The following is a 26,081-nucleotide window of genomic DNA, read 5'->3' as shown; positions in this document are numbered from 1 at the left end:
TACCTTTCCACCTCAGTACCGTTCCACCAAACGTTTGTTAGGTGCACACTCTCGAAGCTAGCAGTGAATGCATCCGGGCGGGAGGCCCTGTGGACAACCTGGATCTCGGGGGCAGGACCGTCGTCGTCACGGGCGGCACCCGCGGAGTGGGGGCCGGGATCGCGCGGGCGTTCGTCGAGGCGGGCGCGGCCGTGGTGGTCTGTGCGCGCAGACCCCCCGACGTGCCGCTGGAGGGAACGGAGTTCGCGTCCGTCGACCTCCGTGATCCGGCCGCCGTGCACGCCTTCTTCGCCGCGCTGCCCCGGCTCGACGTGCTGGTGAACAACGCGGGCGGCGCACCCTACCGTCCGTTGACGGAGGCGGACGGCGAGCGCCACGCCCGCGTGATCGAGCTGAACCTCATCGCGCCGCTGACCGCCTCGCTCGCGGCGTACGAGCACCTCAGGCGGGCCCGGGGATCGATCGTGATGATCGGCAGCGTGAGCGGGGCGCGGCCGTCACCCGGGTCGGCGGCGTACGGGGCGGCCAAGGCGGGCCTGGAGAACCTGGCCCGTTCGATGGCCGTCGAGTGGGCCCCCGACGTCCGGGTCAACACCCTCGTCGTCGGCATGGTCCGCACCGAACTGTCCCATCTGCACTACGGGGGCGAGGACGGCATCGCCGCCGTCTCCCGGACCGTCCCGCTGGGCCGCCTCGCCGACCCCTCCGACATCGGCGAGGCCGCCGTCTTCCTCGCCTCGGACGCGGCGAGGTACATCAGCGGGGCCTCGCTGCTCGTCCACGGCGGCGGTGAGCGGCCCGCCTTCCTGGACGCCGCGACCGCCAACAAGGCCGACACATCAGACACATCCGACACGTTCGACACGTTCGACACGTTCGACATGTTCGACACGTCGGACAAGGAGGACTGAGATGAGTGGACCGCTGCTGTGCGAGGGGCGAGTCGTGATCGTCACGGGCGCCGGGCGCGGACTCGGCCGCGCGCACGCCCTCGCGTACGCCGCCGAGGGGGCGCGGGTCGTCGTGAACGACCTCGGGGTGGGCCTCGACGGCACCCCCGGCCCGGAGGGCCCGGCCGTGCGGGTCGTGGACGAGATCCGGGCGGCGGGCGGACAAGCGGTCGCCCACGGCGGCGACATCGCCACCACCGAGGGCGCCGCCTCCGTCGTACGCACCGCCTTGGAGACGTACGGACGCCTGGACACCCTCGTCAACAACGCGGGGTTCCTGCGCGACCGGATGCTCGTCAACCTCGACGAGGACGACTGGGACGCCGTGCTCCGTGTCCACCTCAAGGGTCACTTCCTGCCGCTGAAGTACGCGGCGGCGCACTGGCGGGCGGAGGCGAAGGAAGGCCGCACGCCCCGGGCCAGGGTCGTCAACACCAGCAGCGGGGCCGGGCTGTTGGGTTCGGTCGGACAGGGGAACTACAGCGCCGCCAAGGCCGGGATCATCGGGCTGACCCTGGTCGCCGCGGCCGAACTGGGCCGCTACGGCGTCCAGGTCAACGCGATCGCCCCCGCGGCCCGCACCCGGATGACCGAAGGCGCCTTCGTGGACACCATGGCGGCACCCGACGCCGACTCCTTCGACGCGATGGCACCCGAGAACGTCTCGCCCCTGGTCGTCTGGCTCGGCGCGACCGCGAGCACCGGCGTCACCGGCCGCGTCTTCGAGACCGAGGGCGGCCGCATCACCGTCATGGAGGGCTGGCGCCCGGGACCGAGCGCGGACAAGGGGGCACGGTGGACTCCGTCCGAGGCCGGCGAAGCGGCCCTGAAGCTCCTGGCGGAGGCGGAGGTTCCGGGGGCGGTGTACGGGGCGGGGCAGGGGGCGGGGTAGCGGGCCTCGCAGGTCGGATGCGCCAGGTGATCTCAGGTCTTCCGGTCGAGCCTCGCCAGCGCGCGTGTCGCGTGCTCTCGTACCTTGCTGTCGGCGCCCTCGGCGAGGGCGCGCAGGATCGCCAGGCCTTGGGGGGTGCCCAAGCGGCCCAGTACGTCCGCGCCGAAGGCCTGGCGGAGGGGGTCGGGCGCGGCGCACCACTGGACCGCAGCCCGGAACGTTTCCTCGTCGCCGCGGTGGCCGAGTGCCGTCGCCGCCTCGGTCCAGTCGTCGTTGTCGGGGTCCGCGGGGCGCAGGGCGCGGGCGGCCAGTTCGGCGGCCGGGGCGGCGATGCCGAGGGCGGATTCGAGGAGGGTCGCTATCGCGGCGTGGCCGGTCTGCTGGTCGTTGCCCGCGACGGGGTTCCCGGCCGGGTCGAGGAGCTGGACCTCGACGGTGATGCCGCCGTCCTCCGGACAGCGGTGGGTGACGGAGGGGTGGCCGGGGCCCCAGGTCTCTTCCAGGCCCGCGCGCAGTTCGGCCTCCACATCGAGGGCGAGCCGGCGGTGGGCCTCGGCGAGGGCCGCCGACCGCGCCCGCGCTCCGCGCCGCAGGAGGGCGCGTACACAGCCGGGCGAGCCCCGGCGGGCGGCCGCGACGAGCGGGGGCTCACCGGTGGGGCCCGGGCGGTCGGGGTCCGCGCCGGCCGCGAGGAGCTCCGTCACCACCGCGACCCGGCCCAGCCGCACCGCCCAGGTCAGCGCCGTGAACCCGAACTCCTCCACCGTGTCCGGAGCGGCCCCGGCCGACAGCAGGGCGTGTACGACCTCCGTGTGTCCACCGCACGCCGCCCCGCACAGCGGCGCGTCCGTGCCCTGGCTGAGCCGGTCGGGCGCGGCCCCGGCCGCCAGCAGCAGCCGTACGACGCCGGGCCGGTCGCTCACCGCCGCCAGATACAGCGCCGTCTGGCCGTCCTCGTCCACCGACTCCGGACTCACCCCGGAGCGCAGCAGCCGTACCACCGCGTCCTCGGCACCCTCGTACACAGCCGTGAAGAGGAGTGCCGCGGGGTCGTTCGTGCTCATCCTTCGACCTTCGCTCGCGAAGGACGCGCGAGGCAAAGGCTTTTGGGGTGTTCTGTCTCACCCCTTGGGTCTCTTACGTCCCTCAGGTGTCGCACTCCAGCACCGTCCTGCACAGCGCGCAGCGCGCCCGCACCCGGCCCCGCACCGGCACCCTGATCCGCTGGTGGCAGGTCGGGCAGGGGAAGGAGACGCGCAGCGGGCCGCGGCTGTCGGGGGTGAACGCGTAGGGGACGCCGGGCTGCGGGCCCGGGGTGTGGTGGTCCTGGGCGTGCCGCCGGTCCTTCGCGTAGCGGCGGCGGCCCGCCCAGCCGGCCGCGGTCAGCGGGGGCTGCTGCTCGTCGCTGCGGGCCTGCGCCATGCCCTTCGTGTACGCCGTGTACGCCTGCGGGCTGGTGAACCAGATCGAGGGGTCCTCGCCGAAGACCAGGGCGCGCTTGGCGAGGACGTAACCGAACTCCTCCGGGGTGAGGTAACCGAGCTTCTGCGAGGAGACCGCGTCCTCCCGGTAGGCGTCGAGAAGCAGCCAGCCCGCGCCGAGGTAGGTCGCCGCGGTGTCCGTGAGGATCTCATTGTCGCGTGTGCCGGGGAAGCAGAGGTCGAGGCGGTGCAGGTAGACGTGCATCGCCTCGTGGGCGAGGGCCGCGCCGATGTCCCGGCGGTGGGTGCGGAAGCGGTCGTTCAGTTCGACGAAGTACTCCGGGCCCGCCGTGAGTTCGACGTTCGCCGCCTGCGTCATCTCACGGAAGTTGATGATCATCCGGGCGTCCGGGAGGTGGTAGTGGCGCACCAGCTCGCGGGCCACGCGCTGCGCGCCCAGGTGCAGATCGTCGATGTCGCCGAAGGCCACGTCGGCGGGGGGCACGCTGGTCGCGAAGGTCTGGATGGTGTCGTACGAGAGCCGTTTGTAGAGCGCGGTGATCGATGCCCGCACCGTGTCCAGATGCGGGTAGCCGTGCTTGACGGGTCCGCCGTTCGCCACGTCCGCACCCCCTGAAGACGTCGGCCCTCTTGAACTCAACCGTGAACTCCACTCTAAGCGCGGATTCGGTGAGCGGAGGGGTGTGACCGGCCGAATCGCGGTCCTTGCCGGAGCACACGGGTGTCTCAATAATTCGCAAAGGCTTGGCTGGGGCATGTCATTCGGTATGCGTGACGAGTCGCGGGTGGAGGCCGGTCGCGCAGTTCCCCGCGCCCCTTACAGGGCGCTGTTGTCAGCGCGGGCCGGCAGCTTCAGCCCGTCCGGCGTCCGAGGACGAGGCCGTTCAGGCCGATGCGGGGGTCTGGGGGCGGAGCCCCCCAGGGACGGGACGGGTAGGAGCGGCGGGGGCGAAGAACTCGGTTGCCCCTGCCGCGCCGCTGAACGCAGAGTCATCGACCCGTCGTCGGCGAAGCCGGGTCCGGGCCGCGCAGGACCGGTGCCGTCGGCGTCAGCGAGGTCTCCTGGAGCTCCAGGATCCACACGTCGTTGGCACCCTCGCGCAGCACCGGCCCGGGAACGTACAACGACCGCTGCGGCCCCACCGACCAGTACCGGCCCAGATTGAACCCGTTGATCCACACGAACCCCCGCGTCCAGCCCGGAAGTTCGAGCAGGGCGTCCCCGGCGCCGCGCACCTCCACGGCGCCCCGGTACAGCCCACGGGCACCCTCCGCCGAAAGCCCCTCGAACGGCACCCCGCCCACGCCGTCGTCGTCGAACGCGTCGAGGCGCAGCCCCCGAGCCCGTACCCCGTTCAGATACTGCCGCTCGTGCAACAGCCCCCCGGTGATGCCCTTCGGCTCGCCCGAGCGCGGCCCGTAGTTGACCCTCCCCAGGGACTCCACCCACGCCTCCACGCGCGCGTGCCCCGCGACGGGCTCCTTGAGCCGCGGATCGTCCTCGGTGAGCACCCCGGCCGCCGCCCCGTCGACGTACACCACCGCCAGATCCCGCAGCCCGCGCAGCAGGAGCGGGTACGGCTGCCGCGGACCCGGGACGGTCACCTCGTACTTGACCAGGCCACGGTCGACATCCAGTTCCTCGAAGGTGGGCGGGACAGGGTATTCGGCATCCGGGCCGCCCAGCGTCTCCAGTACGGCGTCCAGGGAGGCCCATTCCCGAAGCTCCACGGCCGCGGACGCGCCCAGCGATGCGGGCGCCGGCGGCAGATCCGGCAGCGGCCCGTCCGCGTACTCGGCCAGGATCTCCCTGAAGCGCCAGAACTTCTCGGTGGGGCGCCCGAGTTCGTCGATCGGCGCGTCGTAGTCGTACGAGGTCACGTCCGGCTTCAGCGGGCCCTCGTGCAGCGCGCCGCCACCCCGGTCCGCGCCCGCCCAGCCCGCGAAGTTGGTGCCCCCGTGCGCCATGTAGAGGTTGACCGACGCCCCGCACTCCAGGATCTCGCGCAGCGCCTCCGCCGCGTCCCCGGCATCCCGTACGACGTGCTCGCCGCCCCACCGGTCGAACCAGCCGCACCAGAACTCCATGCACATCAGCGGCCCCTCGGGCCGGTGCCGGCGCAGCACGTCGAAGGCCTCACGCGCGCGGGAGCCGAAGTTGGCGGTCGCGAGGACGCCGGGGAGCGAGCCGCTGGTGAGCATGTGGTCCTCGGGACCGTCCGAGGTGAACAACGGGACGCTCACGCCCTCGGCGCGCAACACCTCCGCCAGACGGCTCAGATACACCTGGTCGGAGCCGTAACTGCCGTACTCGTTCTCGACCTGCACCATCAGCACCGGCCCGCCGCGGTCGATCTGCCGCGGCACGACCTCCTGCAGCAACTGGTGGAACCAGTGCTCCACCTGCCGCAGATACTCCTCGTCCCTGGTGCGCAGCTTCCCCGTCAGCCAGTGCGGCAGCCCGCCGTTCTCCCACTCCCCGCAGATGTACGGGCCCGGACGCACGATCGCCCACAGGCCCGCCTCCCGCGCCGCGTCCAGGAACCGGCCCAGCGCCTGGACATCCCGGAACTCGCCCGGGCGCGGCTCGTGCAGATTCCACGGGACGTACGTCTCCACACAGTTGAGCCCCATCGCCCGCAGCATCCCCAGCCGATGCCCCCAGTGTTCCTCACGCACCCGGAAGTAGTGCAGCGCGCCGGACAGCAGCCGCACCGGGCGCCCGTCCAGCAGAAAATCCGTGTCCCCCACCGTGAACTCGCTCATGCGCTCACCCTCACCCCTGGCGGCGGCCGCGTCCATGGACAAAGATCGGCTCTGGTTGGACCAAAGAGTGACGCCAACCGGACGGGCGGCAGGACGCCGTCGGCCGCAAGGGCGGGGTGGAGCCGGGAGGACAGCGGATGTACCACACCTGGATGCGGTATTTCACTCCCGCTCCCGTCCACCACCGACTCGGCCTCGCCTGCCTCGGTGTCGGCCTCCAGCACGGCGAACTGCCCACCGTAGGGCCGCGCACCCTCGACCACCACGTGGCCGTCGTCGTCAGCGCGGGCGGCGGCTGGTTCCAAGGCACCGACGGACACCGCCACGCCGTCACCGCCCCCGCCCTGCTCTGGCTCACCCCCGGCGTACCGCACCACTACGGGCCCGACCCCAGCTGGGACGAGTGCTTCGTCGACTTCACCGGGCCCGCCACCGCCACGTACACCGAACTCGGCTACATCGAACCGGACCGCCCCGTCGTACCGCTCTCCGACGCGGCCGACGCCCGCGCCACCGTCGGCCGCATCGCCCGCGCCGCCCGCCGCGGCAACCCCCTCCTCGAAGTCGAGACCGGCGCCGCCGTCCACGAACTCCTCGTCGCGCTGCGCCGCGCCCGCGCCGACCTCGCCCCCGACGGCGACCCGGTCCTGCACGCCCTCGCCCGCGACGCCTTCCAGCCACTGTCCGTCGCCGAGCACGCGACCCGGCACGGCATGACCCCCGCCGAACTGCGCGCCACCGTCCGCCGCGGCGCCGGCTGCAGCCCCAAGGACTACCTCCTCGGCATCCGCCTCGGCCGCGCCAAGGAACTCCTCGCCGCCACCGAACTCCCCGTCGCCGCCGTGGCCCGCCGGGTCGGCTACGACGACCCCGCCTACTTCTCCCGACTGTTCACCCGCCGCGTCGGCATCCCCCCGGTCCGCTTCCGCGAACAACAGGGCCGCACCCTGTCCGGCGGCTGGAACAACCGGATTCCGGACCCCGACGATCCGCCCATGATCGAGAGCCCGCACGCCACGTAGGGTGGGTCCCCATGACCAGCGACACCAATGGCACCAGCGACACCAGCGGCATCAACAGCACCAGCGGCGCCGGCGAAACCAACGCCCGGGTCGACCCCGCCGTCCGCGCCGAACTCGCCCGGCTGCGCGACAGCATCGACAACATCGACGCCGCCGTCGTCCACATGCTCGCCGAACGCTTCAAATGCACCCAACAGGTCGGCCACCTCAAGGCCGCCCACCAACTGCCGCCCGCCGACCCGTCCCGCGAGGCCCACCAGATCGCCCGGCTGCGCCGCCTCGCCGAGAACGCCAAGCTGGATCCGGCCTTCGCGGAAAAGTTGCTGAATTTCATCATCGCCGAGGTCATCCGCCACCACGAGCGCATCGCGGACGGCACCGGACACGGCAGCGCGGCCACGGGGGAGTGACACCGGACGCCCCCAGCGTGCATCCTGCGTGAGCACTCCCTGTCAGGTGTCAGGCCAAGGGCACATGCCACCCGCCCGTACCGGACCAAGGGCACACGCCACCCGTCCGTACGGGCCCGGGTCGACATGCGACCGATCGAGGGGACGTCGCGCCATGCCGTCGGATGCCAAGATCCTCATCGTCGACGACCACGAGGACACGCTCTACGCGCTCGAAAGCGCCCTGGCCCCGCTCGGCCACCCCGTGACCCGCGCGACCAACGGCGACGACGCCCTCAAGGAGGTCCTGCGCGGCCAGGTCGGGCTGCTCCTCCTCGACGTGCGCATGCCCGGCGTCAGCGGCCTCGACGTCGTGCGCTACATGCGCCGCGTCGAACAGACCCAGCACATCCCGGTCATCCTGCTCACCGGCTTCGGCCCGGACACCGAACTGTCCGCCATCGCCTTCGGCCTCGGCGTCGCCGACCTCGTCATGAAACCCGTCGACCCCTGGGCCCTGCGCACCAAGGTCCGCTACCTGTACGACACCCACCAGCGCCGCCAGGCCCTGGAGGCGGAGGCACGCGAGTTACGCGCCCAGAGCAAGGAACGCGCGTCACCGCCCGCCCCGGGCCGCCCGCACCCCGACACCCGCGTCCCCCTGCAACGCGACGGCCACACCGGCGCACGGGAACAGGATCGCACCCCGTGACCACCAGGGGACAAACAGTGCATACCGGTCCACCCCTGTGCCCTGTCGGCGCCATCAGGCAGCATGTCCCCATGTCCGTACTGACGCGCGACGAAGCGCAGACCCGTGCCCAGCTCCTCGACGTCCACCACTACGGGATCGCACTCGACCTGACCCGCGGGGACGAGACCTTCGACTCCCTGACCGTCATCCGGTTCACCGCCCGCGCCGACGCGGACACCTTCGTCGAGCTGAAGCCCGCCGAGCTGCGCTCAGCCACCCTCGACGGACAGCCCCTCGACCCCGAGACCCTCGACGAGAACCGGCTGCCCCTCAAAGGCCTCACCGCCGGCGAGCACGAACTGCGCATCGACGCACGGATGCGCTACTCCCGCACCGGCGAAGGCATGCACCGCTTCACCGACCCCACCGACGGCGAGACCTACTTCTACACCCAGCTGTTCATGGAAGACGTCCAGCGCGTCTTCGCCGCCTTCGACCAGCCCGACCTGAAGGCCGTCTTCGAACTCTCCGTGACCGCCCCCGACGGCTGGACCGTCCTCGCCAACGGCGTCACCGAACACCTGGGAGAAGGCCGCTGGCAGGCCGCCCCCACCCCACTGATCTCCACCTACCTCGTCGCCGTCGCCGTCGGCCCCTGGCACTCCGTCCGCACCGAGCACCGCGGCCTCCCCTTCGGCATCCACTGCCGCCGCTCGCTCGCCCCCTACCTCGACGCCGACGCCGACGAGATCCTCGACGTCACCCGCGCCTGCTTCGACCGCTACCACGAGAAGTTCGACGAGCCCTACCCCTTCGACTCCTACGACCAGGCGTTCGTCCCCGAATTCAACGCCGGCGCAATGGAGAACCCCGGCCTCGTCACCTTCCGCGACGAGTTCGTCTACCGCTCCGCCGTCACCGACACCGAACGCCAGACCCGCGCCATGGTCATCGCCCACGAAATGGCCCACATGTGGTTCGGCGACCTCGTCACCCTGCGCTGGTGGGACGACATCTGGCTGAACGAGTCCTTCGCCGAGTACATGGGCTACCAGACCCTCACCGAAGCCACCCGCTTCACCGACACCTGGACCGACTTCGGCGTCACCCGCAAACCCTGGGGCTACGACGCCGACCAGCGCCCCTCCACCCACCCCGTCGCCCCCGACCCGGACGCCGTCCCCGACACCGCGTCCGCCCTGCTCAACTTCGACGGCATCTCCTACGCCAAGGGCGCCTCCGCCCTGCGCCAACTCGTCACCTGGCTCGGCGAGAAGGACTTCCTGGCCGGCATCAACACCCACTTCGCCCGCCACAAGTTCGCCAACGCCACCCTCGCCGACTTCATCGACAACCTCGCCTCCGCCACCGAACGCGACGTACACGCCTGGGCCGACTCCTGGCTGCGCACCACCGGCGTCGACACCCTCACACCCTCGATCGACGAGTCCGAGGGCCACTGGCACCTCACCGTCGACCGCGACGGCAGCCGCCCGCACCGCATCGCCGTCGGCGCCTACGACACCGTCCCCGGCGAGGACAACCGACTGATCCCGCGCGACCGCCTCGAACTCGACGTACCACAGGCCGACCCCGTCACGCTCGGCCCGGGCCGCCGCCCCGCCCTGCTCCTCCTCAACGACGGCGACCTCTCCTACGCCAAGATCCGCTTCGACCCCGACTCCTTCCAGACCGTCCGCACCGCCCTCTCCGGCCTGCCCGAACCGCTCACCCGAGCCGTCGTCTGGAACGCCCTGCGCGACGCCGTCCGCGACGGCGAACTGCCCGCCATGGCCTACGTGGACGCCACCCGAGCCCACCTCCCGCACGAGAGCGACCTCGCCCTCGTCCAGGGCGTCCTGTCCTTCGCCACCGCCCACGTCGCCGACCGCTACCTCCCCGCCGAGGACCGCCCCACCGCCCTCGCCACCCTCACCGACCTGTGCCGCGACCTCATCCGCCGCACCGAGGACGGCTCCCACCCCGGCCTGCGCCTGACCGCCGTACGCCACTTCATCGACGTCGCCGCCCACCCCGACACCATCAGCGCCTGGTTCTCCGAAGGCACCGTCCCCGGCGGCCCCGAACTCGACCCCGAGCTGCGCTGGCGCATCCTCGGCCGACTCGCCGTCCTCGGCGCCATCGACGACGCCGTCATCGAGGCCGAACTCGTCCAGGACCCCAGCGCCACCGGCCAGGAAGGCGCCGCCCGCTGCCGCGCCGCGCTGCCGGACCCGCAGGCCAAGCGCAAGGCGTGGGAGGAGATGTTCGCCTCCGACCACCTCTCCAACTACCTCTTCACCGCCACCGCCCAGGGCTTCTGGCAGCCCGAACAGACCGACCTCGTCCGGGAGTACGTCGACCGCTACTGGCCCGACGCCGTCGCCCTCGCCGCCCGCCGCGGCCCCGCCATCGCCGACGCCGCCGGCCGCTATGCCTTCCCCGTCCACGCCGTCACCCCCGAAACCCTCACCCTCGGCGAAGCCTGCCTGCGCGACGCCGACCCCATCCCGGCCCTGCGCCGCAAACTCATCGACCAACTCGACGACCTGGCGAGGGCATTGAAGGTCCGCGGGATGTAGATCCGCGGGATGCAGGTCCGCAGTACGTAGGTCCGCAGTACGTAGGCCGGGGGCCGGAGGACATCCGGTCCCACACGACCACGCGGCGGGCTGATCACCCCTCCCAGGCTCGAAAAGGCCAGGGGTGATCAGCCGAACGCGCCCTTTCAGGAGCGCGGGGCTGCGCCATGGTGCGGCCCCGCCGCGTGGACGCGACCAGCCCCCACCGCCCCGCTCCCAACAAACCACCGCACCACCCCCACCCCACCGCCGAACCCGCGTAGCACCTACGTCCCCCACCCACATTTCCTCCGCCCGCCAGTACCCCCTTTCGGGTCGGATCGTTGCCCTTTCGGGGCGCGCAGACCCTGTTTCCGTACAGGCTGGTACTCCCCCCTGCCGCGCGCCCACCGGAGGACACCCCATGAGCACGCCGCCCCTCGCCTCAGGACCCGAAGGCCCCGGCGCACTGCGGCCGCTGCTCGACACCGTGCTCGACGCCCTGCGGGAGGGCGGCGCCGCCCGCGGGGGACCGCTGCCCGCGGGCGGCCCGGAGCGCGTGGCCCGGCGCGTACGGGACGCCGTCGGCGACGTACTGCCCCAGCAAGGCACCGACGACGCCCTACGCGTCCTCGTACGAGTCCTCGCCGAGGGCGCCGCCGACCCCGCCGACCCCCTGTGCGCCGCCCACCTGCACTGCCCACCCCTCGCCGTCGCCACCGCCGCCGACCTCGCCGTCTCCGCCCTCAACCCGTCCATGGACTCCTGGGACCAGGCCCCGGCCGCCTCGGCGCTGGAAGCACTCGTCACCCGCGCGCTGGCCCAGGAGATCGACGCCGGCGACGCGCTGGTCACCACCGGCGGCACCGAGTCCAACCAACTCGCCCTCCTCCTCGCCCGAGAAGCCCACGCCGGCGTACGCCTCGTCTGCGGCGCCAACGCCCACCACTCACTGCCCCGCGCCGCCTGGCTGCTCGGCCTGCCCGACCCCGTCGTCGTCCCCGCCCCCGCAGGCACCATGGACCTCGCCGCTCTCGACGAAGCCCTCACCGACTGCGGCGATCAGCGGCTCCGCCGCGGGCAGGGCCCCCGCGGCACCCACGGCAGCCTCCTGGTAGCCGCCACCGCAGGCACCACCGACGCCGGACTCATCGACCCCCTGCCCGACATCGCCGACCTCTGCGCCGCCCACGGCGCCCGCCTCCACATCGACGCCGCCTACGGCGGAGGCCTCCTCTTCAGCGACCACCACCGCACCAAGCTCGACGGACTCGACCGCGCCCACACCGTCACCCTCGACCTGCACAAACTCGGCTGGCAACCCATCGCCGGGGGCCTCCTCGTCGTCAAGGACCCCCACGACCTCGACGCCCTGGACCACCGCGCCGACTACCTCAACGCCACCGACGACACCGAAGCCGGCCTCCCCGACCTCCTCGGCCGCTCCCTGCGCACCACCCGACGCCCCGACATCCTCAAAATCGCCGTCACCCTCAAAACCCTGGGCCGCGAAGGACTCGGCGCACTCGTCGACCAGGTCTGCGCCCGCGCCCGCGAACTGGCCGACCTCGTCGAAGCACACCCCGGCTTCGAGCTCTACGACCCGCCCACCCTCAGCACCGTCCTGTTCCGGCCCGCCGAAGCCTCGGACGAAGCCGTCGCCGCCGTACGCCGCACCCTCCTGCACGAAGGCCGCGCCGTCCTCGGCCGCGCCCTGCTCGACGACCGCCTCTGGCTCAAAGCCACCCTCCTCAACCCCCACACCCGGCCGGGCGACCTGGCCGCGCTCCTGAAACTGGTGGAAGGACACACACCACGATGAGCCCGACGCCCCTCCTCCCACCCCACGAGCCCGACGCGCCCCGCGACGTCGTGGGCATCGGCATCGGCCCGTTCAACCTCTCCCTCGCCGCCCTCGCCCACCCCCTGCCCGAACTCGACACCGTCTTCTACGAACAACGCCCCGGCTTCGACTGGCACCCCGGCCTGCTCATCGACGGCGCCACCCTCCAAGTCCCCTTCCTCGCCGACCTGGTGACTCTCGCCGACCCCGCCAGCCCCTGGTCCTTCCTCAACTACCTCAAGGACCGCGACCGCCTCTTCCCCTTCTACTTCGCCGAGCGCTTCCACATCCAGCGCGCCGAATACGACGCCTACTGCCGCTGGGTCGCGGACAACCTCCCCGGACTCCACTTCGGCCACCAGGTCGACGCCGTCAGCTGGGACTCCGAACGCGCCCTCTTCGAAGTCGACTTCACCCGACTCGACACCGACGGCGAAGCCGAAGCCCTCGGCCGCACCTACACCCGCAACATCGTCCTCGGCGTCGGCACCGCCCCCCACATCCCCGACGCCCTCAAACACCTCGCCGAAGCCCCCGGCGTCCCCGTCATCCACGCCGCGGACTACCTCGCCCACCGCGAACGCTTCCTCACCGCCGACCACATCACCGTCATCGGCGCGGGCCAGTCGGGCGCCGAGGTCTTCCTCGACCTCCTGCGCAACCGGCCCGCCGGCCGCGAGAAGATCCACTGGCTCGCCCGCACCGAAGCCTTCGCCCCCATGGAGTACTCCAAGCTCGGCCTCGAACACTTCACCCCCGACTACACCCGCTACTTCCACGCCCTCACCGAACCCGTACGCGACCGCCTCCTCGCCGCCCAATGGCAACTCCACAAAGGCATCGACGCCGACACCATCGCCGCCATCCACGACGAGCTCTACCGCCGCACCCTCCACGGCGGCTGGCCCGACGCCGTCCTCACCCCCGCCGTCACCGTCCGCACCGCAGGCCGCGTCGCCACCACCAAGGTCGAACTCCACCTCGAACACGGCCATCAAGGCGCCCACACCCGCCTCACCACCGACGCCGTCGTCCTCGCCACCGGCTACCGCGAACGCCCCCTCGGCCAGATCCTCGCCGGACTCGACCCCTACCTACACCGCGACAGCGCCGAACGCCCCCGCATCGACGACCAGTTCCGCCTCGTCCTCGACCCCACCGTCACCGGCCACGCCTACGTCCAGAACGCCGAACTCCACACCCACGGCGTAGGCGCCCCCGACCTCGGCCTCGCCGCCTGGCGCAGCGCCACCATCCTCAACTCCCTCACCGGCAAAGACCCCTACCCGCTCCCGCGCCGAACGGCCTTCACCACCTTCGGCCTCGAACCCCAGCTCCAGATCCCACCCACCCGTCACACCACCCAGACCCTCACCCCGCTCGTCGAGGGACGGTAGGAAAACCACGGACACGGGCTCACGCCAACGACGCCGGCGAGAAATCCATCGCCGGCGTCGTGGACGCATCACCCCCGAAGCTCCGAGAGCCCCAGCCAGGGTCCAGAAAATTACCCCCTGCCGCCGCCGAGGCCGCCGTCGCCGCCTGCGCGGACGGAGCCGCGACCGCACCGGTCAACGCCACCCCCGCACCCGTCACGGCGGACTTCTTCAGGAACTTCCGGCGGTTCAACGGCATCTCTACGGCTCCTTGGGGAATGGTCAACGACGCGCGTAGATTCTGACCCACACATGACACTCCGGAACAGGTCCGGAAGGTTTCCGTCTGGTGACCAGCGAGCACCACAACACCCCTCCCAGTGACAGAGTGGGACGTATGGCCCCCACCGCAGAGGAACCCCAACCCGCACTCCCCTACGGAACCCCCGCATCACCCCGCATCGCCGTCCGCGGCGAATCCCACCTCGAAGTCGACCCCGAAATCGCCCGCATCGGCATCACCGTCAGCGCCCGCGGCACCGACCGACGAGAAGCCCTCGCCGACCTCACCCGCCGCAACACGACGGCCATGGACCTGGTGAAGTCGTACGGAGACGCCGTCGAACGCCTCGAAACCGGCGCCTTCTCCATCAGCCCGGAACTGACGAAACACGGCCGCGGCGAACGCGTCCACGCCTACCACGGCCGCGTCCACATCACCGCCGAACTCACCGACTTCACCGCACTCGGCGAACTGACGACACGCCTCGCAGACCTCGACCTCACCCGCGTCGACGGCCCCTGGTGGGCCCTGCGCCCCGGCTCACCCTCCCACCGCCAAGCCCGCCAACAAGCGGTCCGCGAAGCCGTCCAACGCGCCCGCGAATACGCCGAAGCCCTCGGCACCACCCTCGCCGCCCTCGTCGAACTCGCCGACATCGGCGCCGAGAGCGCCCAGCCCTACCCCGCCGCCCCCGGCCGCGCCATGCGCTCCATGTCCTTCGCCGGAGCCGCCCCCGAAGAAGCCGCCCCCCTCGACCTCGAACCCCAACGCCAACACGTCTACGCCCAGGTCAACGCCCGATTCACCATGGCACCACCGGAGCTGTGAACCGCAGGGGAGAGAACAGGGGCGGGAAGTCGCCTTTTCCTCTTAGATATATGCAGGAACAGATCCACGCGGCCGGGGGATCGCAAAGAATCAATCCGCTCATCAGAGCACCCCGGCGCACAATTCAACTGTTGTCAATAAGGCTTCACGCAAAGGTTGTTGAGTAGTCACGCTGGACCAATTCTCTACCCACCGGTAAGGCCTAGGCTCAAACCATGCGCCGAGCAAAAATCGTCTGTACATTGGGCCCCGCCACCGACTCGTACGACCAGCTCAAAGCCCTGGTCGAAGCCGGAATGGACGTAGCCCGCTTCAACCTCAGCCACGGCACCCACGCCGAACACGAGGAGCGCTACCAGCGCGTGCGAAAGGCCTCCGACGAGACCGGCCGCAGCGTCGGACTGCTCGCCGACCTTCAAGGCCCGAAGATCCGACTCGGCCGCTTCACCGAAGGCCCCGTACTCCTTGAACGCGGAGACACCTTCACCATCACCGTCGAAGAGGGCGCCGAGGGCGACCGCCTCACCTGCGGCACGACGCACTCGGGCCTCGCGGCCGACGTCACCCCCGGCGAACGCATCCTCGTCGACGACGGCAAGGTCTGCCTCGAAGTCACCACCGTCGACGGCCCCCGCGTCCACACCACCGTCATCGAAGGCGGCATGGTCTCCGACCACAAAGGCCTCAACCTCCCCGGCGTCGCCGTCTCCGTCCCCGCCCTCTCCGACAAGGACGAAGCAGACCTCCGCTGGGCCCTGCGCACCGGCTTCGACGTCATCGCCCTCTCCTTCGTCCGCAGCGGCCACGACATCCACGACGTCCACCGCATCATGGACGAAGAAGGCCGCCGCCTCCCCGTCATCGCCAAGGTGGAGAAGCCCCAGGCCGTCGACAACATCGACGACATCGTCGCCGCGTTCGACGGCATCATGGTCGCGCGAGGCGACCTCGGCGTCGAAATGCCCCTCGAACAGGTCCCGATCGTCCAGAAGCGCGCGATCAAGCTCGCCAAGCGCAACGCCAAGCCGGTCATCGTCGCCACCCAGATGCTCGACTCGATGATCGACCACTCCCGCCCGACCCGAGCGGAGGCGTCCGACGTCGCCAACGCCGTCATCGACGGCACGGACGCGGTGATGCTCTCCGGCGAGACCAGCGTCGGCAAGTACCCCATCGAAACGGTCCGGACGATGGCCCGCATCGTCGAGGCCGCGGAGGAAGACATCCTCGCCAAGGGCCTCCCGCCCCTCACCGAACGCAACAAGCCCCGCACCCAGGGCGGCGCGGTCGCCCGAGCGGCGGCGGAAATGGGCGACTTCCTCGGCGCCAAGTTCCTGGTGGCGTTCACCCAGTCCGGCGACACGGTCCGCCGCCTGTCGCGTTACAGGTCGCCGATCCCTCTGCTGGCCTTCACCCCGGACCCGGCGACCCGCTCGCAACTGAACCTGACGTGGGGCGTGGAAACGTTCCTGGGCCCGCACGTCGATTCCACCGACGCGATGGTCGACCAGGTGGACGAGCTGCTCCTGAAGTACGGCCGCTGCGAAAAGGGCGACATAGTGGTCATCACGGCTGGCTCGCCGCCCGGGGTGTCGGGCACGACGAATCTGGTACGGGTCCACCACATCGGGGAGGACGACAGTCCCAAGTAGGTCCGGCTGTCAGTACTTGGGACCGACGTGGGCGTCCATGAGAACGACGGAGGCTTTGCGGGCGACGGAGATGTTGAACGGGTCGCTGCCGCGCGCCAGCGTCGTCCACTCGACGCCCACGCGGTCGAGGGTGTCGGTAAAGAGCTTCCGGATGTCGTCGGACTTGTTGGCGAAGAAATACCGTGGGTACTCGTAGCGCTTGCGCTCGCCGGCGACGAGGCGGGTCGTCCAGTTCGTGATGCGACAGCCGTCGGAGTGGATGAGCCCGCGGATGAATTCCCACGGGTGAGCGTCGACGATTTCCTGTTGCCAGGGTTCGAGGACGATCGGGCGCTCGTGCTTCTTGCCGGGGCCGTGCTGGGGAAACATGCAGTACAGGTGTTTCGAGTAGACCTTCACGTTGCGGCAGCCTGTCTTGCGGACGCGACATACGGCGTTGTCGGGGAAGACCGCGCGCATGGCTTGCTCGCAGTCGTCCATGAGTCCGGGCCATGCTTCACAGCACGTGATCATGAGGTTGGGCACGCGGTGCTCGGAGTAGCGACTGATGTGGCCGTCGCCCAGATACAGGCCGAGTAAGTAGCTGTAGGCGGGCTCGTCAAGGTCGCGTCCATCGCACCGTGGGCACTTGGGGTCATGCTTGCCTGGGCACTCGCCGCGTTTCGCGCGGTCCATGTGCTTCCAGTAACTGACCGTCCCGAGCGGGACGTTGAATCGCCGCGCCACGTCTGCGTTCCGTGCGCCGTCGCGCAGCAACGAGAGTGCCTGCCGTCTAACCTCGGTTCCGTGAAAGATCATGCGGCCACTCTGTGTCACTGATCGTGGCGTTGCGCAGCAAAAAGCGGATGTTCACGAGAAGGGGAACATCCGCTTAGCTGGAAAACTGTGCCGGGTGCGGGATTCGAACCCGCAAGCCCTCACGGGCAGAGGTGTTTGAGACCTCCGTGTATGCCGTTCCACCAACCCGGCGTAAGTGGCTGTCCGGAAGCATACCGGGTCACCGCAGCTCGCTGCAGCTAGGTAGGCTCTTGGTCAGCAGCACATGCCCGGCCCGTAACGAGGAGCCCCCGTGACCGCCCCCGAGTCGCCCCAGCCCGTCGCCGACGACGACAAGTCGCACGTGCCTCCGCTGACGACCCGTGTCGTCATCGCTGAGGACGAGGCGTTGATCCGCCTCGATCTGAAAGAGATGCTCGAGGAGGAGGGCTACGCCGTCGTGGGCGAGGCGGGGGACGGGGAGCAGGCCGTCGAGCTGGCCCGTGAGCACAGGCCCGACCTCGTGATCCTCGACGTGAAGATGCCCAAGCTCGATGGGATCTCCGCCGCCGAGAAGATCGCCGAAGAAGGCATCGCCCCGGTGCTGATGCTCACCGCGTTCTCGCAGCGCGACCTCGTCGAGCGGGCCCGCGACGCCGGCGCGATGGCGTACCTCGTGAAGCCCTTCAGCAAGAGCGACGTCGTACCGGCGATCGAGATGGCCGTCTCGCGGTTCACGGAGCTGAAGCAGCTGGAGAAGGAGGTCGCGGACCTCAGCCAGCGGCTGGAGACCCGCAAGCTCGTGGACCGTGCGAAGTCCGTGCTGCAGACGGAGTACGGGCTGACCGAGCCCGCCGCTTTCCGGTGGATTCAGAAGACCTCCATGGACCGCCGTATGTCCATGCAGCAGGTCGCCGAGGCGGTCATCGCGGACGCCGACGAGAAGAAGTCCTCGAAGGGCTAGCCGGACACGAGTACCCGGACATCAGTACCCGGACATCAGGACAACGAAGAGGCCCGCACCCCCGGATGGGGGCGCGGGCCTCTTCGTATCGGCGTAGGAGCTAGTCCTCGCCCAGGTACGCCTTCCGCACGGACTCGTCGTGCAGGAGGTCCTGTCCGGTGCCGGAGAGGACGATGTTGCCGACCTCCATGACGTGGCCCTGGTCGGCGAGGGAGAGCGCCGCCTGGGCGTTCTGCTCGACGAGGAGGATGGTCGTGCCGGTGGACTTGAGTTCGGCGATGGTGGCCATGATCTTCTGCATCATGATCGGCGAGAGGCCCATGGAGGGTTCGTCGAGCATGAGCAGCTTGGGCTGGGACATGAGGGCGCGGCCCATGGCGAGCATCTGCTGCTCGCCGCCCGACAACGTTCCCGCGGCCTGCTTGCGGCGTTCCCCGAGGATGGGGAAGAGGTCGTAGGCGCGCTGGATGTCCTTCTCGATGCCTGCCTTGTCGTTGCGGAGGAAGGCGCCGAGGCGGAGGTTGTCCTCGATGGTCATGCGGGGGAAGATGTGCCGCCCCTCGGGGGAGTGGGCGAGTCCCAGCGAGACGATCTGGTGGGCGGGGGTCTTCTTCAGCGACTTGCCGTCGAACTTGATCTGTCCGCCGACTGGCTTGAGGAGGCCGGACAGGGTGCGCAGCGTCGTGGTCTTGCCGGCGCCGTTGGTGCCGATGAGGGTGACGACCTGGCCGGCGTCGACCTTGAAGGAGATGCCCTTGACGGCTTCGATCTTGCCGTAGGCGACCCGGAGGTCCTCGACTTCCAGGAGTGCGGTCATCGGTCGGTCTCCTTGCCGGGCGCGGCGTCCGTGGTGGTGTCGGCGTGTGCCTCGGCTGCCTCGATCTCGGCGATCTCCTCGGCGCCGGGGGCGCCTTCGAAGGGCTCTCCGAGGTAGGCGGCGATGACGCGTTCGTCGCCCTGTACGGTCGCGCTGTCGCCTTCGACGAGTTTTTCGCCTTGTACGAGGACGGCGACGCGGTCGCAGAGGTTGAAGATGAACCGCATGTCGTGCTCGATGACGAGGACGGCGATGCCCTTGTCGCGGATGGCGAAGACCAGTTCCTCGGTGGCCCGGGTCTCCTGGGGGTTCATGCCGGCGGTGGGCTCGTCGAGGAGGAGGAGGCCCGGCTCGCTGGCCAGGGCTCGCGCGATTTCGAGCTTGCGCTGTTCGCCGTACGGGAGGTTCCTGGAGAGGTGGTCGCGCTTGTGGGCGAGGCCGATGAACTCGAGGAGTTCCATGGCGCGTTCTTCGGAGGCTTTCTCGGCCTTCTTGAAGCCGGGGCCGCGCAGGAGTGCGGACCACAGGCCTTCCTTCGTACGGGTGTGGCGGCCGACCAGTACGTTTTCCAGGACCGTCATGTTGGCGAAGAGACGGATGTTCTGGAAGGTGCGGGCGACGCCGGCCGCGGTGACCTTGAAGGACTTGGGCGGCAGGAGGTTGCCCTTGTAGCGGACCTCGCCCTCGGTGGGGGTGTAGAGGCCGGTGAGGCAGTTGAAGAAGGTCGTCTTGCCGGCGCCGTTGGGGCCGATGAGTCCGACGATCTCGCCGCTGTTGACGGTGAGGTTGACGTTGCGTACGGCGGTGAGGCCGCCGAAGCGCATGGTGACGCCTTTGGCGTCGAGCACGGTTTCGCCGGGGGCGGTGGCGCCGGCGGCGTCCTGGGTGGTGGTGTCGGTGGTCATGGTGGTCAGGCCCCTGCCTTGCTGAGGACTGCGGGTGCTTCGGCCTCTTCGTGGAATTCGAGTTGGCGGCGCCGGTTCGGGATGAGGCCTTCCGGGCGGAAGCGCATCAGCAGGACGAGGGTGAGGCCGAAGGCGAAGAGTTGGTAGTTGCCGAGGAACTGGAGCTTGGCCGGGATGAGGTAGAGCAGTGCTGCGCCGACGAGGGGTCCGCTGATGGTGCCCATGCCGCCGAGGACGACGGCGGCGAGCAGGAAGGCGGAGTTGGGCGGTACGACGTGGGCGAACTGGTACTGCTCGGGGGTCACGGTGTAGGTGACGTGGGCCTGGACGGACCCGGCGAGGCCGGCGAGGGAGGCGCCGAGGGCGAAGGCGATGAGCTTGACGCGGAAGCCGTTGATGCCCATGGCGAGTGCGGCGGTCTCGTCCTCGCGGATGGCGATCCAGGCGCGGCCGATGCGGGAGTTGCTGCTGCGCTGGAAGACGACCACGACGACCAGTGTGATGAGGAGCATCAGCAGGAAGTAGTTGGCGAATCGCGCGATGGTGAATCCGGCGAAGCTGTGTTCGGCGCCGAAGTCGAAGCCGAGGATGTTGAGGTTGGGGATCGCGGAGATGCCGTTGGAGCCGTTGGTGACGTCGGGGCCGGAGGTGCCGTCCATGTTGAGGACGGTGATGCGGAAGATCTCACCGAAGCCGAGCGTCACGATGGCGAGGTAGTCGCCGCGCAGACGGAGGGTGGGGGCGCCGATGAGGACGCCGAAGATCATGGCGACGGCCGCGCCGAGCAGGGCGGAGGCCCAGAAGGGCCAGTGGACGTGGAGTGGTGAGGAGGGGGAGCCGGAGACCAGGGCCGAGGTGTAGGCGCCGACGCCGAGGAAGGCGACGTATCCGAGGTCGAGGAGGCCGGCGAGGCCGACGACGATGTTGAGGCCGAGGGCGACGGTGGCGAAGATCAGGATGTAGACGCCGATGGTCGCGTACTGGTCGTCGGACTGGGTGAAGGGGAAGGCGGCGGCGGCGATGAACGCGCCGATCATCGTGATCGTGCGGTGCTTGGCGGTGAGCGCGGAGACCCGGGCCACGAGTCCGGCCTTCGAGGCGGCGGCGAAGCCGAAGCCGACGGTGATGAGGAAGCCGACGAAGAGTTCGTCGTATTGGGTGCCGATGCCGTAGGTGAAGACGGTCAGGCCGAGGGTCAGCGCGACGACGATGATCAGGATCTCGGCGTATGCGGGCAGTTTGCGGGCCGGGGTGGCGCGTCCGGCGGCGAAGGCGGCCTTGATGACGGTGCGGGTGTGGCGCGCCTTGTGCTGGAACTGCTCCCAGGAGGTGTCCTCCGGGTCGGCGGGGTCGGGCTCCGGCCGGGTGAAGGGCAGGGAGAGCGAGCCGAGCAGTGCGGCGAGGGTGGCGGCGGCCACGATGAAGCCGCCGGCTTCGAGGTTGACGACGCCGCCGAGTTCGTCGCTGATCGCGATGACGGTGTACCAGGCGGTGGCGAAGGTGCCGAGTGCGGCCAGTTTGAGGGCGCTGTCGGCGCCGGCGGGTACCAGCCAGCGCAGGCCCTTGACGCCGTAGGAGGCGAGGCTGAAGAGGGTGGTGAGGGCGCCGCCGATGAGGACGAGGACCTGCAGGCCGCCGGGGTAGCCGTAGACGGTGAGGTCGCCGGGGAAGGCGGGGGTCCAGGTCCAGGCGAGGAAGGCGGAGATGATGGTGAGGGCGCCGCCGCCGACTGTGAGGGCGCGTCCGATGTGTGGCGGGATGCCGATGAGACCGGAGGTGGCGCCGGAGGCGGGGGTGCTGGGGGTCTCGGGTGCGGTGGTCTGTGTGGTCATCGGTGTCACGCCCTGTCCGCGACGCGCTCGCCGAGCAGGCCCTGGGGCCTGAAGAGGAGCACGAGGATGAGGAGTACGAAGGCCCAGACGTTGGCCCAGGACTGGCCGCCGAGCTGGTCCATGCCGGGCACGTCGGCGATGTAGGCGGTGGCCATGGTTTCGGCGATGCCGAGGACGAGGCCGCCGATCATGGCTCCGTAGATGTTGCCGATGCCGCCGAGGACGGCTGCGGTGAAGGCTTTGAGGCCGAGGATGAAGCCCATGCGGAACTGGACCTGGCCGTATTTGAGGCCGTAGGCGACGGCTCCGACGGCGGCGAACGCGGCGCCGAGGGCGAAGGCGACCACGATGATGCGGTCGGTGTTGATGCCCATGAGTTTGGCGGTGTCGGGGTCCTGGGCGGTGGCCTGCATGCCGCGTCCGGTGCGGGTCTTCATGACGAAGTAGGCGAGGATCGCCATGCTGATGGGGGCGGCGATCAGCAGGAAGACGTCGCCGGTCTGGATGGTGACGTTGCCGATCTGGAAGGGGCCGCCGTTGATCTGCGGGAAGTTGATCGATTCCTTGGCGCCGGGGTACCAGGCCCACACGGCCTGCTGGAGGGCGAGGGAGAGGCCGATGGCGGTGATGAGGGGGGCGAGGCGTGGTGCGGTGCGCAGGGGGCGGTAGGCCAGCCGTTCCGCTCCCACGGCCACGGTGACTGCGGCGATGACGGCTCCGAGGAGCATCAGTGGCAGTGCGATCCACATGGAGGTGCCGTCCGGCAGGACGTACAGATAGACCGTGAGGGCGCCGAACCCTCCGATCATGAAGATCTCGCCGTGGGCGAAGTTGATGAGCTGGACGATGCCATAGACCATTGTGTAGCCGATGGCGACCAGCCCGTACATGGATCCCAGTAGCAGGCCGTTGACCAGCTGCTGCGGCAGTTCGTTCACCGCATGTCCTCCGAGACTTCGGATATTTGACGGATGTGGCCGAATGTGAGTCCGCGCGGGGCGCCTGTGGTACAGCGCCCCGCGCGGCTCATCATGTGGTGCGGCTGTGGGTCAGCCTGTGAAGGTGCCGGACTTCACGGCCTTCCAGGCACCGTTCTCGACGGCGTAGACGGTGAGCTGCTTGTTCGTCGCGTCACCGAACTCGTCGAAGGAGACCTTGCCGGTCACACCGTCGAAGGACACGTTCTGCACGGCGGCCGTGACCTTGTCGCGGGGGTCGGACGGCAGCTTGCCGTTGTTGGCGTCGACGACCGACTTCACGGCCTGGATGATCGCCCAGGCGGCGTCGTAGGAGTAGCCGCCGTATGCCGCGTACTCCTCCTTGTAGCCGCCCGCCTTGTAGTTGGCCACGAACTGCTTGGCGGAGGGGAGTTCCTCGACCGGGGCGCCGACGGAGGTGGCGAGGTCACCGGCGCTGTCGCTGCCGGCCAGCTTGATGAACGTGGGGTCGTAGATGCCGTCGCCGCCGACCACCGGGATCTTGGCGCCGGCGGCCTTGATCTGCTTGCTCAGCGGGCCGGCCTGCGGGTACTCACCGCCGTAGTAGACGACGTCCGCGCCGGAGTTCTTCACCTGGGTGGCGACGGCGGAGAAGTCCTTGGTGTCGGGGTCGATGTGCTGGGTTCCGGCGATCTTGCCGCCGAGCTTCTTGAACTCGTCGGTGAAGGTGGCGGCCAGGCCGGCGCCGTAGGTCTTCTTGTCGTCGATGACGAAGACCTTCTTCTTCTTGGAGTCGTTGAAGACGTACTGCGCGGCGAACGGGCCCTGGATGGCGTCCGTGGTCGCGGTGCGGAAGTACGACTTGTACGGGCGGACCTTCTTGGTCCGCCAGTCGGTGCCCTGGGTGAGGGCCGGGCCGGTGTTGGCGGGGGAGATCTCGACGAGCTTGGCGTCGTCGAAGACCTTCTGCATGGATTCGGCCACGGAGGAGTTCAGCGGGCCCACGACGCCGATGGTGCTCTTGTCGGCGACCAGGGTGGAGGCGTTCTGCTGGCCCGATGAGGGCTGTGCCTGGTCGTCGAGCGCCTTGACCTGGAAGGTGACGCCGGCGACGGTCTTTTCTTTGTTGGCCGTCTTGGCCGCGAGGTCGACGGAGTTCTTGATGCCGAGGCCCAGCGCGGACAGGTCGCCGGTCAGCGGTGCGTCGACACCGATGGTCACGGTGGTGCCACCGCTGCCGGAGTCCGAGCTGCCCTTGTCGCGCGAACCGCAGGCGGTGAGTGTGAGAGCTCCCGCCGCCAGCGCGGCGGTGATGGCGATGAGCGAACGTTGACGCACGATCAGTCCTTTCCTGGCACGTCCCTTCCCCGTGGAAGCGACCGAGTCGAGCGCTGGGCCGAAATGAGACTGAATCCGACGGCGCGGTGACTGGCCGTGACTCTAAGCGCGGGTGGGGAACTGGGAGGAGGGTCTGACCGAGGCTGTGATGCTCTTGTTATGACACGAGGTAATGCAGAGCGGTACCGAGTGGGTGGAAAAGCAGAATTCAGGCCGATTTGCTCGGTCCACATAGTGAGAACCCGCAGGACCCGCCGGGGTGCGTTCAGGGGTGTTCGCTATTTTGGTCCTGACGTGGAGTTGGTGCTGCAGGCGACGTGAAGTGCTTGTGAGAGGTCGTGTGCATAGCGGTCGCCAAGGATGAAACTGTGGACTTGTATTGCACGCGTATTACGCAGAGTTACATCCAGGAAAGGGAGTCCGGCGTTCTCCGGCACTTTTGCACATTCGGTCACATGCATGGTGATGGTGATCTTTCGGGGAGAACCGGCTCTCGTGCGCAGCGGCGGGTGCGGGTGCCACGTCAGGGAAACGCTGGCATAGGGCTGGGTTATCCGTGTCGTCGTTACCGGCGGGCCGGATTGCACGCTCAGTTCCAGCGCGAAGCTGAAGCTCCCGCGTGGCGCGGTGCCGGGCGGGGTCGCCGGGCCCCGGTAGGTGACGTCGACGACCTGGGAGGGGTACGGCGCGGGGGGCGGCGGCGGTTTCTGCGGCCGGGTGGCGAAGAGGTAGCCGCCGGCCGCGAGGAGGGCGGCGGTCGCCGTGGCCGTCAGAGCCGCTCTGTGGTGCCGTGCGTACAGCTGGGCGAGGCGCCCCCGCGGGGGGTCAGGCAGGAGCGGGGCGCCCGGTTCCAGGACGTCCCGCGGGTGCGTGCCCTCGCCGGGCTCGACGGGGCCGATGCCGCTCACTGCCAGGGCCCCGCGGTCGGACCGCCGCCGCGGTACCAGTCCTCGCAGCCCGCGCGCGCCCTGCGGTCGATCAGTCGCTCCGCCGCCTGTGCGCCGTTGCGTTTCTTCTCGGCGCGGGCGGCGTCCACGACGTCCCTGAGGATCTCGTACTGCCCGTTGGACAGGCCCATTGACTGGTAGTCCCCGTAGGTGTTGCTGTCCAGGACCTTCCGCGACCAGTACGCGACGATCCGCGCGCACACGTCCTCGCGGGGCGTGGCGCTCGGCGAGGGGGAGCCGGACGACGTACCCGTTCCGGCTCGGGAGCCGGACTCCCCGCACCCGGTGAGCAGACCACCCGTCAGGAGCACCACTCCGAGCCCTAATCCGAGCGCCGCCCGTGACCGGGTGGCTCCTCCCGTTCTCATGCCTTGACGCTAAGGCTCCTGGTGCCCGGGATCAACGGGGCTGCGGGTTGACGTCCCGCAGGAGGCAGGTGAGGCGGGCGGTGCAGACGCGCTTGTCGTGCTCGTCCGTGATGACGATCTCGTACGTCGCTGTCGTGCGCCCGCGGTGTACGGGGGTGGCCACGCCGGTGACGAGGCCGGAGCGGGCGCCGCGGTGGTGGGTGCAGTTGAGGTCGACGCCGACGGCGATCTTGGAGCTGCCGCCGTGGAGCATGGAGCCGATGGAGCCGAGGGTCTCCGCGAGGACGGCGGAGGCGCCGCCGTGCAGGAGGCCGTAGGGCTGGGTGTTGCCCTCCACGGGCATGGTGCCGACGACCCGGTCCGGGGAGGCCTCGACGATCTGGACGCCCATGCGGGTGCCGAGGTGGCCTGCCGAGAAGAGGGCGGGCAGGTCGACACCGAGCGAGGCGTACTCGTCGATGACCTCTTGCGGGAACTTCACGTGACTCTGCTCGCCCATGGGGCCCGGCTCCGATCGT

24 protein-coding genes and 1 tRNA gene are annotated in these 26,081 nt (G+C 69.8%); 11 read left to right on the top strand and 14 right to left on the bottom strand.

The genetic code is table 11. From position 1 onward, the window contains the following. Positions 1 to 98 precede the first annotated feature (98 nt). Positions 99 to 911, top strand: a complete 813-nt coding sequence (locus OG747_RS11015) for an SDR family oxidoreductase (protein WP_405885505.1) — start codon at positions 99 to 101, stop codon at positions 909 to 911. Position 912: 1 nt separating this feature from the next. Next, positions 913 to 1,842 carry an SDR family oxidoreductase gene (locus tag OG747_RS11010; RefSeq protein WP_405879120.1) on the top strand — a complete coding sequence of 310 codons (930 nt, stop codon included), beginning with the start codon at positions 913 to 915 and terminating at the stop codon, positions 1,840 to 1,842. A 32-nt stretch (positions 1,843 to 1,874) separates the two neighbouring features. On the opposite strand, the gene OG747_RS11005 is transcribed toward OG747_RS11010, so the two are convergent. From OG747_RS11005 to OG747_RS10995, 3 genes are all read right to left on the bottom strand, one after another. Next, positions 1,875 to 2,906: an ankyrin repeat domain-containing protein gene (locus OG747_RS11005; protein ID WP_405879119.1), complete on the bottom strand. Its 1,032-nt coding sequence runs from the start codon at positions 2,904 to 2,906 to the stop codon at positions 1,875 to 1,877. 82 nt (positions 2,907 to 2,988) lie between these two features. Then, positions 2,989 to 3,885, bottom strand: coding sequence for a hypothetical protein (locus tag OG747_RS11000; protein WP_405879118.1), 897 nt, complete (start codon positions 3,883 to 3,885; stop codon positions 2,989 to 2,991). A 389-nt stretch (positions 3,886 to 4,274) separates the two neighbouring features. Then, on the bottom strand, positions 4,275 to 6,050 hold the full coding sequence (locus OG747_RS10995; protein WP_405879117.1) for a glycoside hydrolase family 35 protein: 1,776 nt from the start codon (positions 6,048 to 6,050) through the stop codon (positions 4,275 to 4,277). Between the two features lie 137 nt (positions 6,051 to 6,187). Here OG747_RS10995 and OG747_RS10990 point away from each other — a divergent pair, with 137 nt between their 5' ends. From OG747_RS10990 to OG747_RS10965, 6 genes are all read left to right on the top strand, one after another. Further along, positions 6,188 to 7,072 (top strand): helix-turn-helix domain-containing protein, encoded by an 885-nt coding sequence (locus tag OG747_RS10990; RefSeq protein WP_405879116.1) that lies wholly within the window; start codon positions 6,188 to 6,190, stop codon positions 7,070 to 7,072. Positions 7,073 to 7,083: 11 nt separating this feature from the next. Beyond that, positions 7,084 to 7,482: a chorismate mutase gene (locus OG747_RS10985; RefSeq protein WP_405879115.1), complete on the top strand. Its 399-nt coding sequence runs from the start codon at positions 7,084 to 7,086 to the stop codon at positions 7,480 to 7,482. Positions 7,483 to 7,636: 154 nt separating this feature from the next. After that, complete coding sequence (locus tag OG747_RS10980; protein WP_405879114.1) at positions 7,637 to 8,173, top strand: two-component system response regulator; 537 nt, start codon at positions 7,637 to 7,639, stop codon at positions 8,171 to 8,173. A gap of 71 nt (positions 8,174 to 8,244) precedes the next feature. Beyond that, on the top strand, positions 8,245 to 10,737 hold the full coding sequence (gene pepN, locus OG747_RS10975) for an aminopeptidase N (RefSeq protein WP_405879113.1): 2,493 nt from the start codon (positions 8,245 to 8,247) through the stop codon (positions 10,735 to 10,737). A gap of 403 nt (positions 10,738 to 11,140) precedes the next feature. Continuing rightward, entirely contained in the window at positions 11,141 to 12,538 is a 1,398-nt protein-coding gene (locus tag OG747_RS10970; protein WP_405879112.1) for a pyridoxal phosphate-dependent decarboxylase family protein, read from the top strand. Beyond that, complete coding sequence (locus tag OG747_RS10965; RefSeq protein WP_405879111.1) at positions 12,535 to 13,956, top strand: lysine N(6)-hydroxylase/L-ornithine N(5)-oxygenase family protein; 1,422 nt, start codon at positions 12,535 to 12,537, stop codon at positions 13,954 to 13,956. The genes OG747_RS10970 and OG747_RS10965 overlap by 4 nt, the downstream gene beginning before the upstream one ends. 19 nt (positions 13,957 to 13,975) lie before the next feature. Here OG747_RS10965 and OG747_RS10960 read toward each other — a convergent pair whose 3' ends face one another. Continuing rightward, complete coding sequence (locus OG747_RS10960) at positions 13,976 to 14,194, bottom strand: twin-arginine translocation signal domain-containing protein (protein WP_405879110.1); 219 nt, start codon at positions 14,192 to 14,194, stop codon at positions 13,976 to 13,978. 138 nt (positions 14,195 to 14,332) lie between these two features. On the opposite strand from OG747_RS10960, the gene OG747_RS10955 reads away from it, so the two are divergent. Continuing rightward, a complete protein-coding gene (locus tag OG747_RS10955; RefSeq protein WP_405879109.1) occupies positions 14,333 to 15,046 on the top strand; it encodes an SIMPL domain-containing protein in 714 nt (237 codons plus the stop codon). Positions 15,047 to 15,261: 215 nt separating this feature from the next. Then, positions 15,262 to 16,698 carry a pyruvate kinase gene (gene pyk / locus OG747_RS10950; protein ID WP_405879108.1) on the top strand — a complete coding sequence of 479 codons (1,437 nt, stop codon included), beginning with the start codon at positions 15,262 to 15,264 and terminating at the stop codon, positions 16,696 to 16,698. 9 nt (positions 16,699 to 16,707) lie between these two features. On the opposite strand, the gene OG747_RS10945 is transcribed toward pyk, so the two are convergent. After that, positions 16,708 to 17,496: a helix-turn-helix domain-containing protein gene (locus OG747_RS10945; RefSeq protein WP_405885504.1), complete on the bottom strand. Its 789-nt coding sequence runs from the start codon at positions 17,494 to 17,496 to the stop codon at positions 16,708 to 16,710. A gap of 88 nt (positions 17,497 to 17,584) precedes the next feature. Next, a tRNA-Leu gene (locus tag OG747_RS10940) sits at positions 17,585 to 17,667 on the bottom strand. Between the two features lie 100 nt (positions 17,668 to 17,767). Here OG747_RS10940 and OG747_RS10935 point away from each other — a divergent pair. Further along, positions 17,768 to 18,418, top strand: a complete 651-nt coding sequence (locus OG747_RS10935; protein ID WP_405879107.1) for an ANTAR domain-containing response regulator — start codon at positions 17,768 to 17,770, stop codon at positions 18,416 to 18,418. Between the two features lie 100 nt (positions 18,419 to 18,518). Here OG747_RS10935 and OG747_RS10930 read toward each other — a convergent pair whose 3' ends face one another. From OG747_RS10930 to OG747_RS10895, 8 genes are all read right to left on the bottom strand, one after another. Beyond that, positions 18,519 to 19,235 (bottom strand): ABC transporter ATP-binding protein, encoded by a 717-nt coding sequence (locus OG747_RS10930; RefSeq protein WP_405879106.1) that lies wholly within the window; start codon positions 19,233 to 19,235, stop codon positions 18,519 to 18,521. Then, positions 19,232 to 20,140 carry an ABC transporter ATP-binding protein gene (locus tag OG747_RS10925; RefSeq protein WP_405879105.1) on the bottom strand — a complete coding sequence of 303 codons (909 nt, stop codon included), beginning with the start codon at positions 20,138 to 20,140 and terminating at the stop codon, positions 19,232 to 19,234. The genes OG747_RS10930 and OG747_RS10925 overlap by 4 nt, the downstream gene beginning before the upstream one ends. A gap of 5 nt (positions 20,141 to 20,145) precedes the next feature. Further along, positions 20,146 to 21,972: a branched-chain amino acid ABC transporter permease gene (locus OG747_RS10920; RefSeq protein WP_405879104.1), complete on the bottom strand. Its 1,827-nt coding sequence runs from the start codon at positions 21,970 to 21,972 to the stop codon at positions 20,146 to 20,148. Between the two features lie 5 nt (positions 21,973 to 21,977). Continuing rightward, the gene (locus OG747_RS10915; protein ID WP_405879103.1) at positions 21,978 to 22,910 is read right to left on the bottom strand and encodes a branched-chain amino acid ABC transporter permease; all 933 of its coding nucleotides are present in this window, start codon (positions 22,908 to 22,910) and stop codon (positions 21,978 to 21,980) included. Between the two features lie 111 nt (positions 22,911 to 23,021). Next, positions 23,022 to 24,248 (bottom strand): branched-chain amino acid ABC transporter substrate-binding protein, encoded by a 1,227-nt coding sequence (locus OG747_RS10910; protein WP_405879102.1) that lies wholly within the window; start codon positions 24,246 to 24,248, stop codon positions 23,022 to 23,024. Positions 24,249 to 24,526: 278 nt separating this feature from the next. After that, positions 24,527 to 25,156, bottom strand: coding sequence for a Tat pathway signal sequence domain protein (locus tag OG747_RS10905; protein WP_405879100.1), 630 nt, complete (start codon positions 25,154 to 25,156; stop codon positions 24,527 to 24,529). Then, positions 25,153 to 25,509 (bottom strand): hypothetical protein, encoded by a 357-nt coding sequence (locus OG747_RS10900; protein WP_405879099.1) that lies wholly within the window; start codon positions 25,507 to 25,509, stop codon positions 25,153 to 25,155. Before OG747_RS10900 ends, OG747_RS10905 begins: the two co-directional genes overlap by 4 nt. Before the next feature lie 85 nt (positions 25,510 to 25,594). Next, positions 25,595 to 26,062, bottom strand: coding sequence for a PaaI family thioesterase (locus OG747_RS10895; RefSeq protein ID WP_405879097.1), 468 nt, complete (start codon positions 26,060 to 26,062; stop codon positions 25,595 to 25,597). Between the last annotated feature and the right edge of the window lie 19 nt (positions 26,063 to 26,081).

This window comes from Streptomyces sp. NBC_01384, from assembly GCF_045040035.1.
In the GTDB taxonomy this organism is placed as follows: Bacteria; Actinomycetota; Actinomycetes; order Streptomycetales; family Streptomycetaceae; genus Streptomyces.
This window is presented reverse-complemented; position numbering and strand designations above follow the sequence as displayed.

Excerpts from the sequence above, each read along its gene's own strand:
- OG747_RS11010 (WP_405879120.1), top strand. The coding sequence starts at position 913 with ATGAGTGGACCGCTGCTGTGCGAGGGGCGAGTCGTGATCGTCACGGGC.
- OG747_RS11005 (WP_405879119.1), bottom strand. The coding sequence starts at position 2,906 with ATGAGCACGAACGACCCCGCGGCACTCCTCTTCACGGCTGTGTACGAG.
- OG747_RS10995 (WP_405879117.1), bottom strand. The coding sequence starts at position 6,050 with ATGAGCGAGTTCACGGTGGGGGACACGGATTTTCTGCTGGACGGGCGC.
- OG747_RS10990 (WP_405879116.1), top strand. The coding sequence starts at position 6,188 with ATGTACCACACCTGGATGCGGTATTTCACTCCCGCTCCCGTCCACCAC.
- OG747_RS10985 (WP_405879115.1), top strand. The coding sequence starts at position 7,084 with ATGACCAGCGACACCAATGGCACCAGCGACACCAGCGGCATCAACAGC.
- OG747_RS10980 (WP_405879114.1), top strand. The coding sequence starts at position 7,637 with ATGCCGTCGGATGCCAAGATCCTCATCGTCGACGACCACGAGGACACG.
- pepN (WP_405879113.1), top strand. The coding sequence starts at position 8,245 with ATGTCCGTACTGACGCGCGACGAAGCGCAGACCCGTGCCCAGCTCCTC.
- OG747_RS10970 (WP_405879112.1), top strand. The coding sequence starts at position 11,141 with ATGAGCACGCCGCCCCTCGCCTCAGGACCCGAAGGCCCCGGCGCACTG.
- OG747_RS10965 (WP_405879111.1), top strand. The coding sequence starts at position 12,535 with ATGAGCCCGACGCCCCTCCTCCCACCCCACGAGCCCGACGCGCCCCGC.
- OG747_RS10960 (WP_405879110.1), bottom strand. The coding sequence starts at position 14,194 with ATGCCGTTGAACCGCCGGAAGTTCCTGAAGAAGTCCGCCGTGACGGGT.
- OG747_RS10955 (WP_405879109.1), top strand. The coding sequence starts at position 14,333 with ATGGCCCCCACCGCAGAGGAACCCCAACCCGCACTCCCCTACGGAACC.
- pyk (WP_405879108.1), top strand. The coding sequence starts at position 15,262 with ATGCGCCGAGCAAAAATCGTCTGTACATTGGGCCCCGCCACCGACTCG.
- OG747_RS10945 (WP_405885504.1), bottom strand. The coding sequence starts at position 17,496 with ATGATCTTTCACGGAACCGAGGTTAGACGGCAGGCACTCTCGTTGCTG.
- OG747_RS10930 (WP_405879106.1), bottom strand. The coding sequence starts at position 19,235 with ATGACCGCACTCCTGGAAGTCGAGGACCTCCGGGTCGCCTACGGCAAG.
- OG747_RS10925 (WP_405879105.1), bottom strand. The coding sequence starts at position 20,140 with ATGACCACCGACACCACCACCCAGGACGCCGCCGGCGCCACCGCCCCC.
- OG747_RS10920 (WP_405879104.1), bottom strand. The coding sequence starts at position 21,972 with ATGACCACACAGACCACCGCACCCGAGACCCCCAGCACCCCCGCCTCC.
- OG747_RS10895 (WP_405879097.1), bottom strand. The coding sequence starts at position 26,062 with ATGGGCGAGCAGAGTCACGTGAAGTTCCCGCAAGAGGTCATCGACGAG.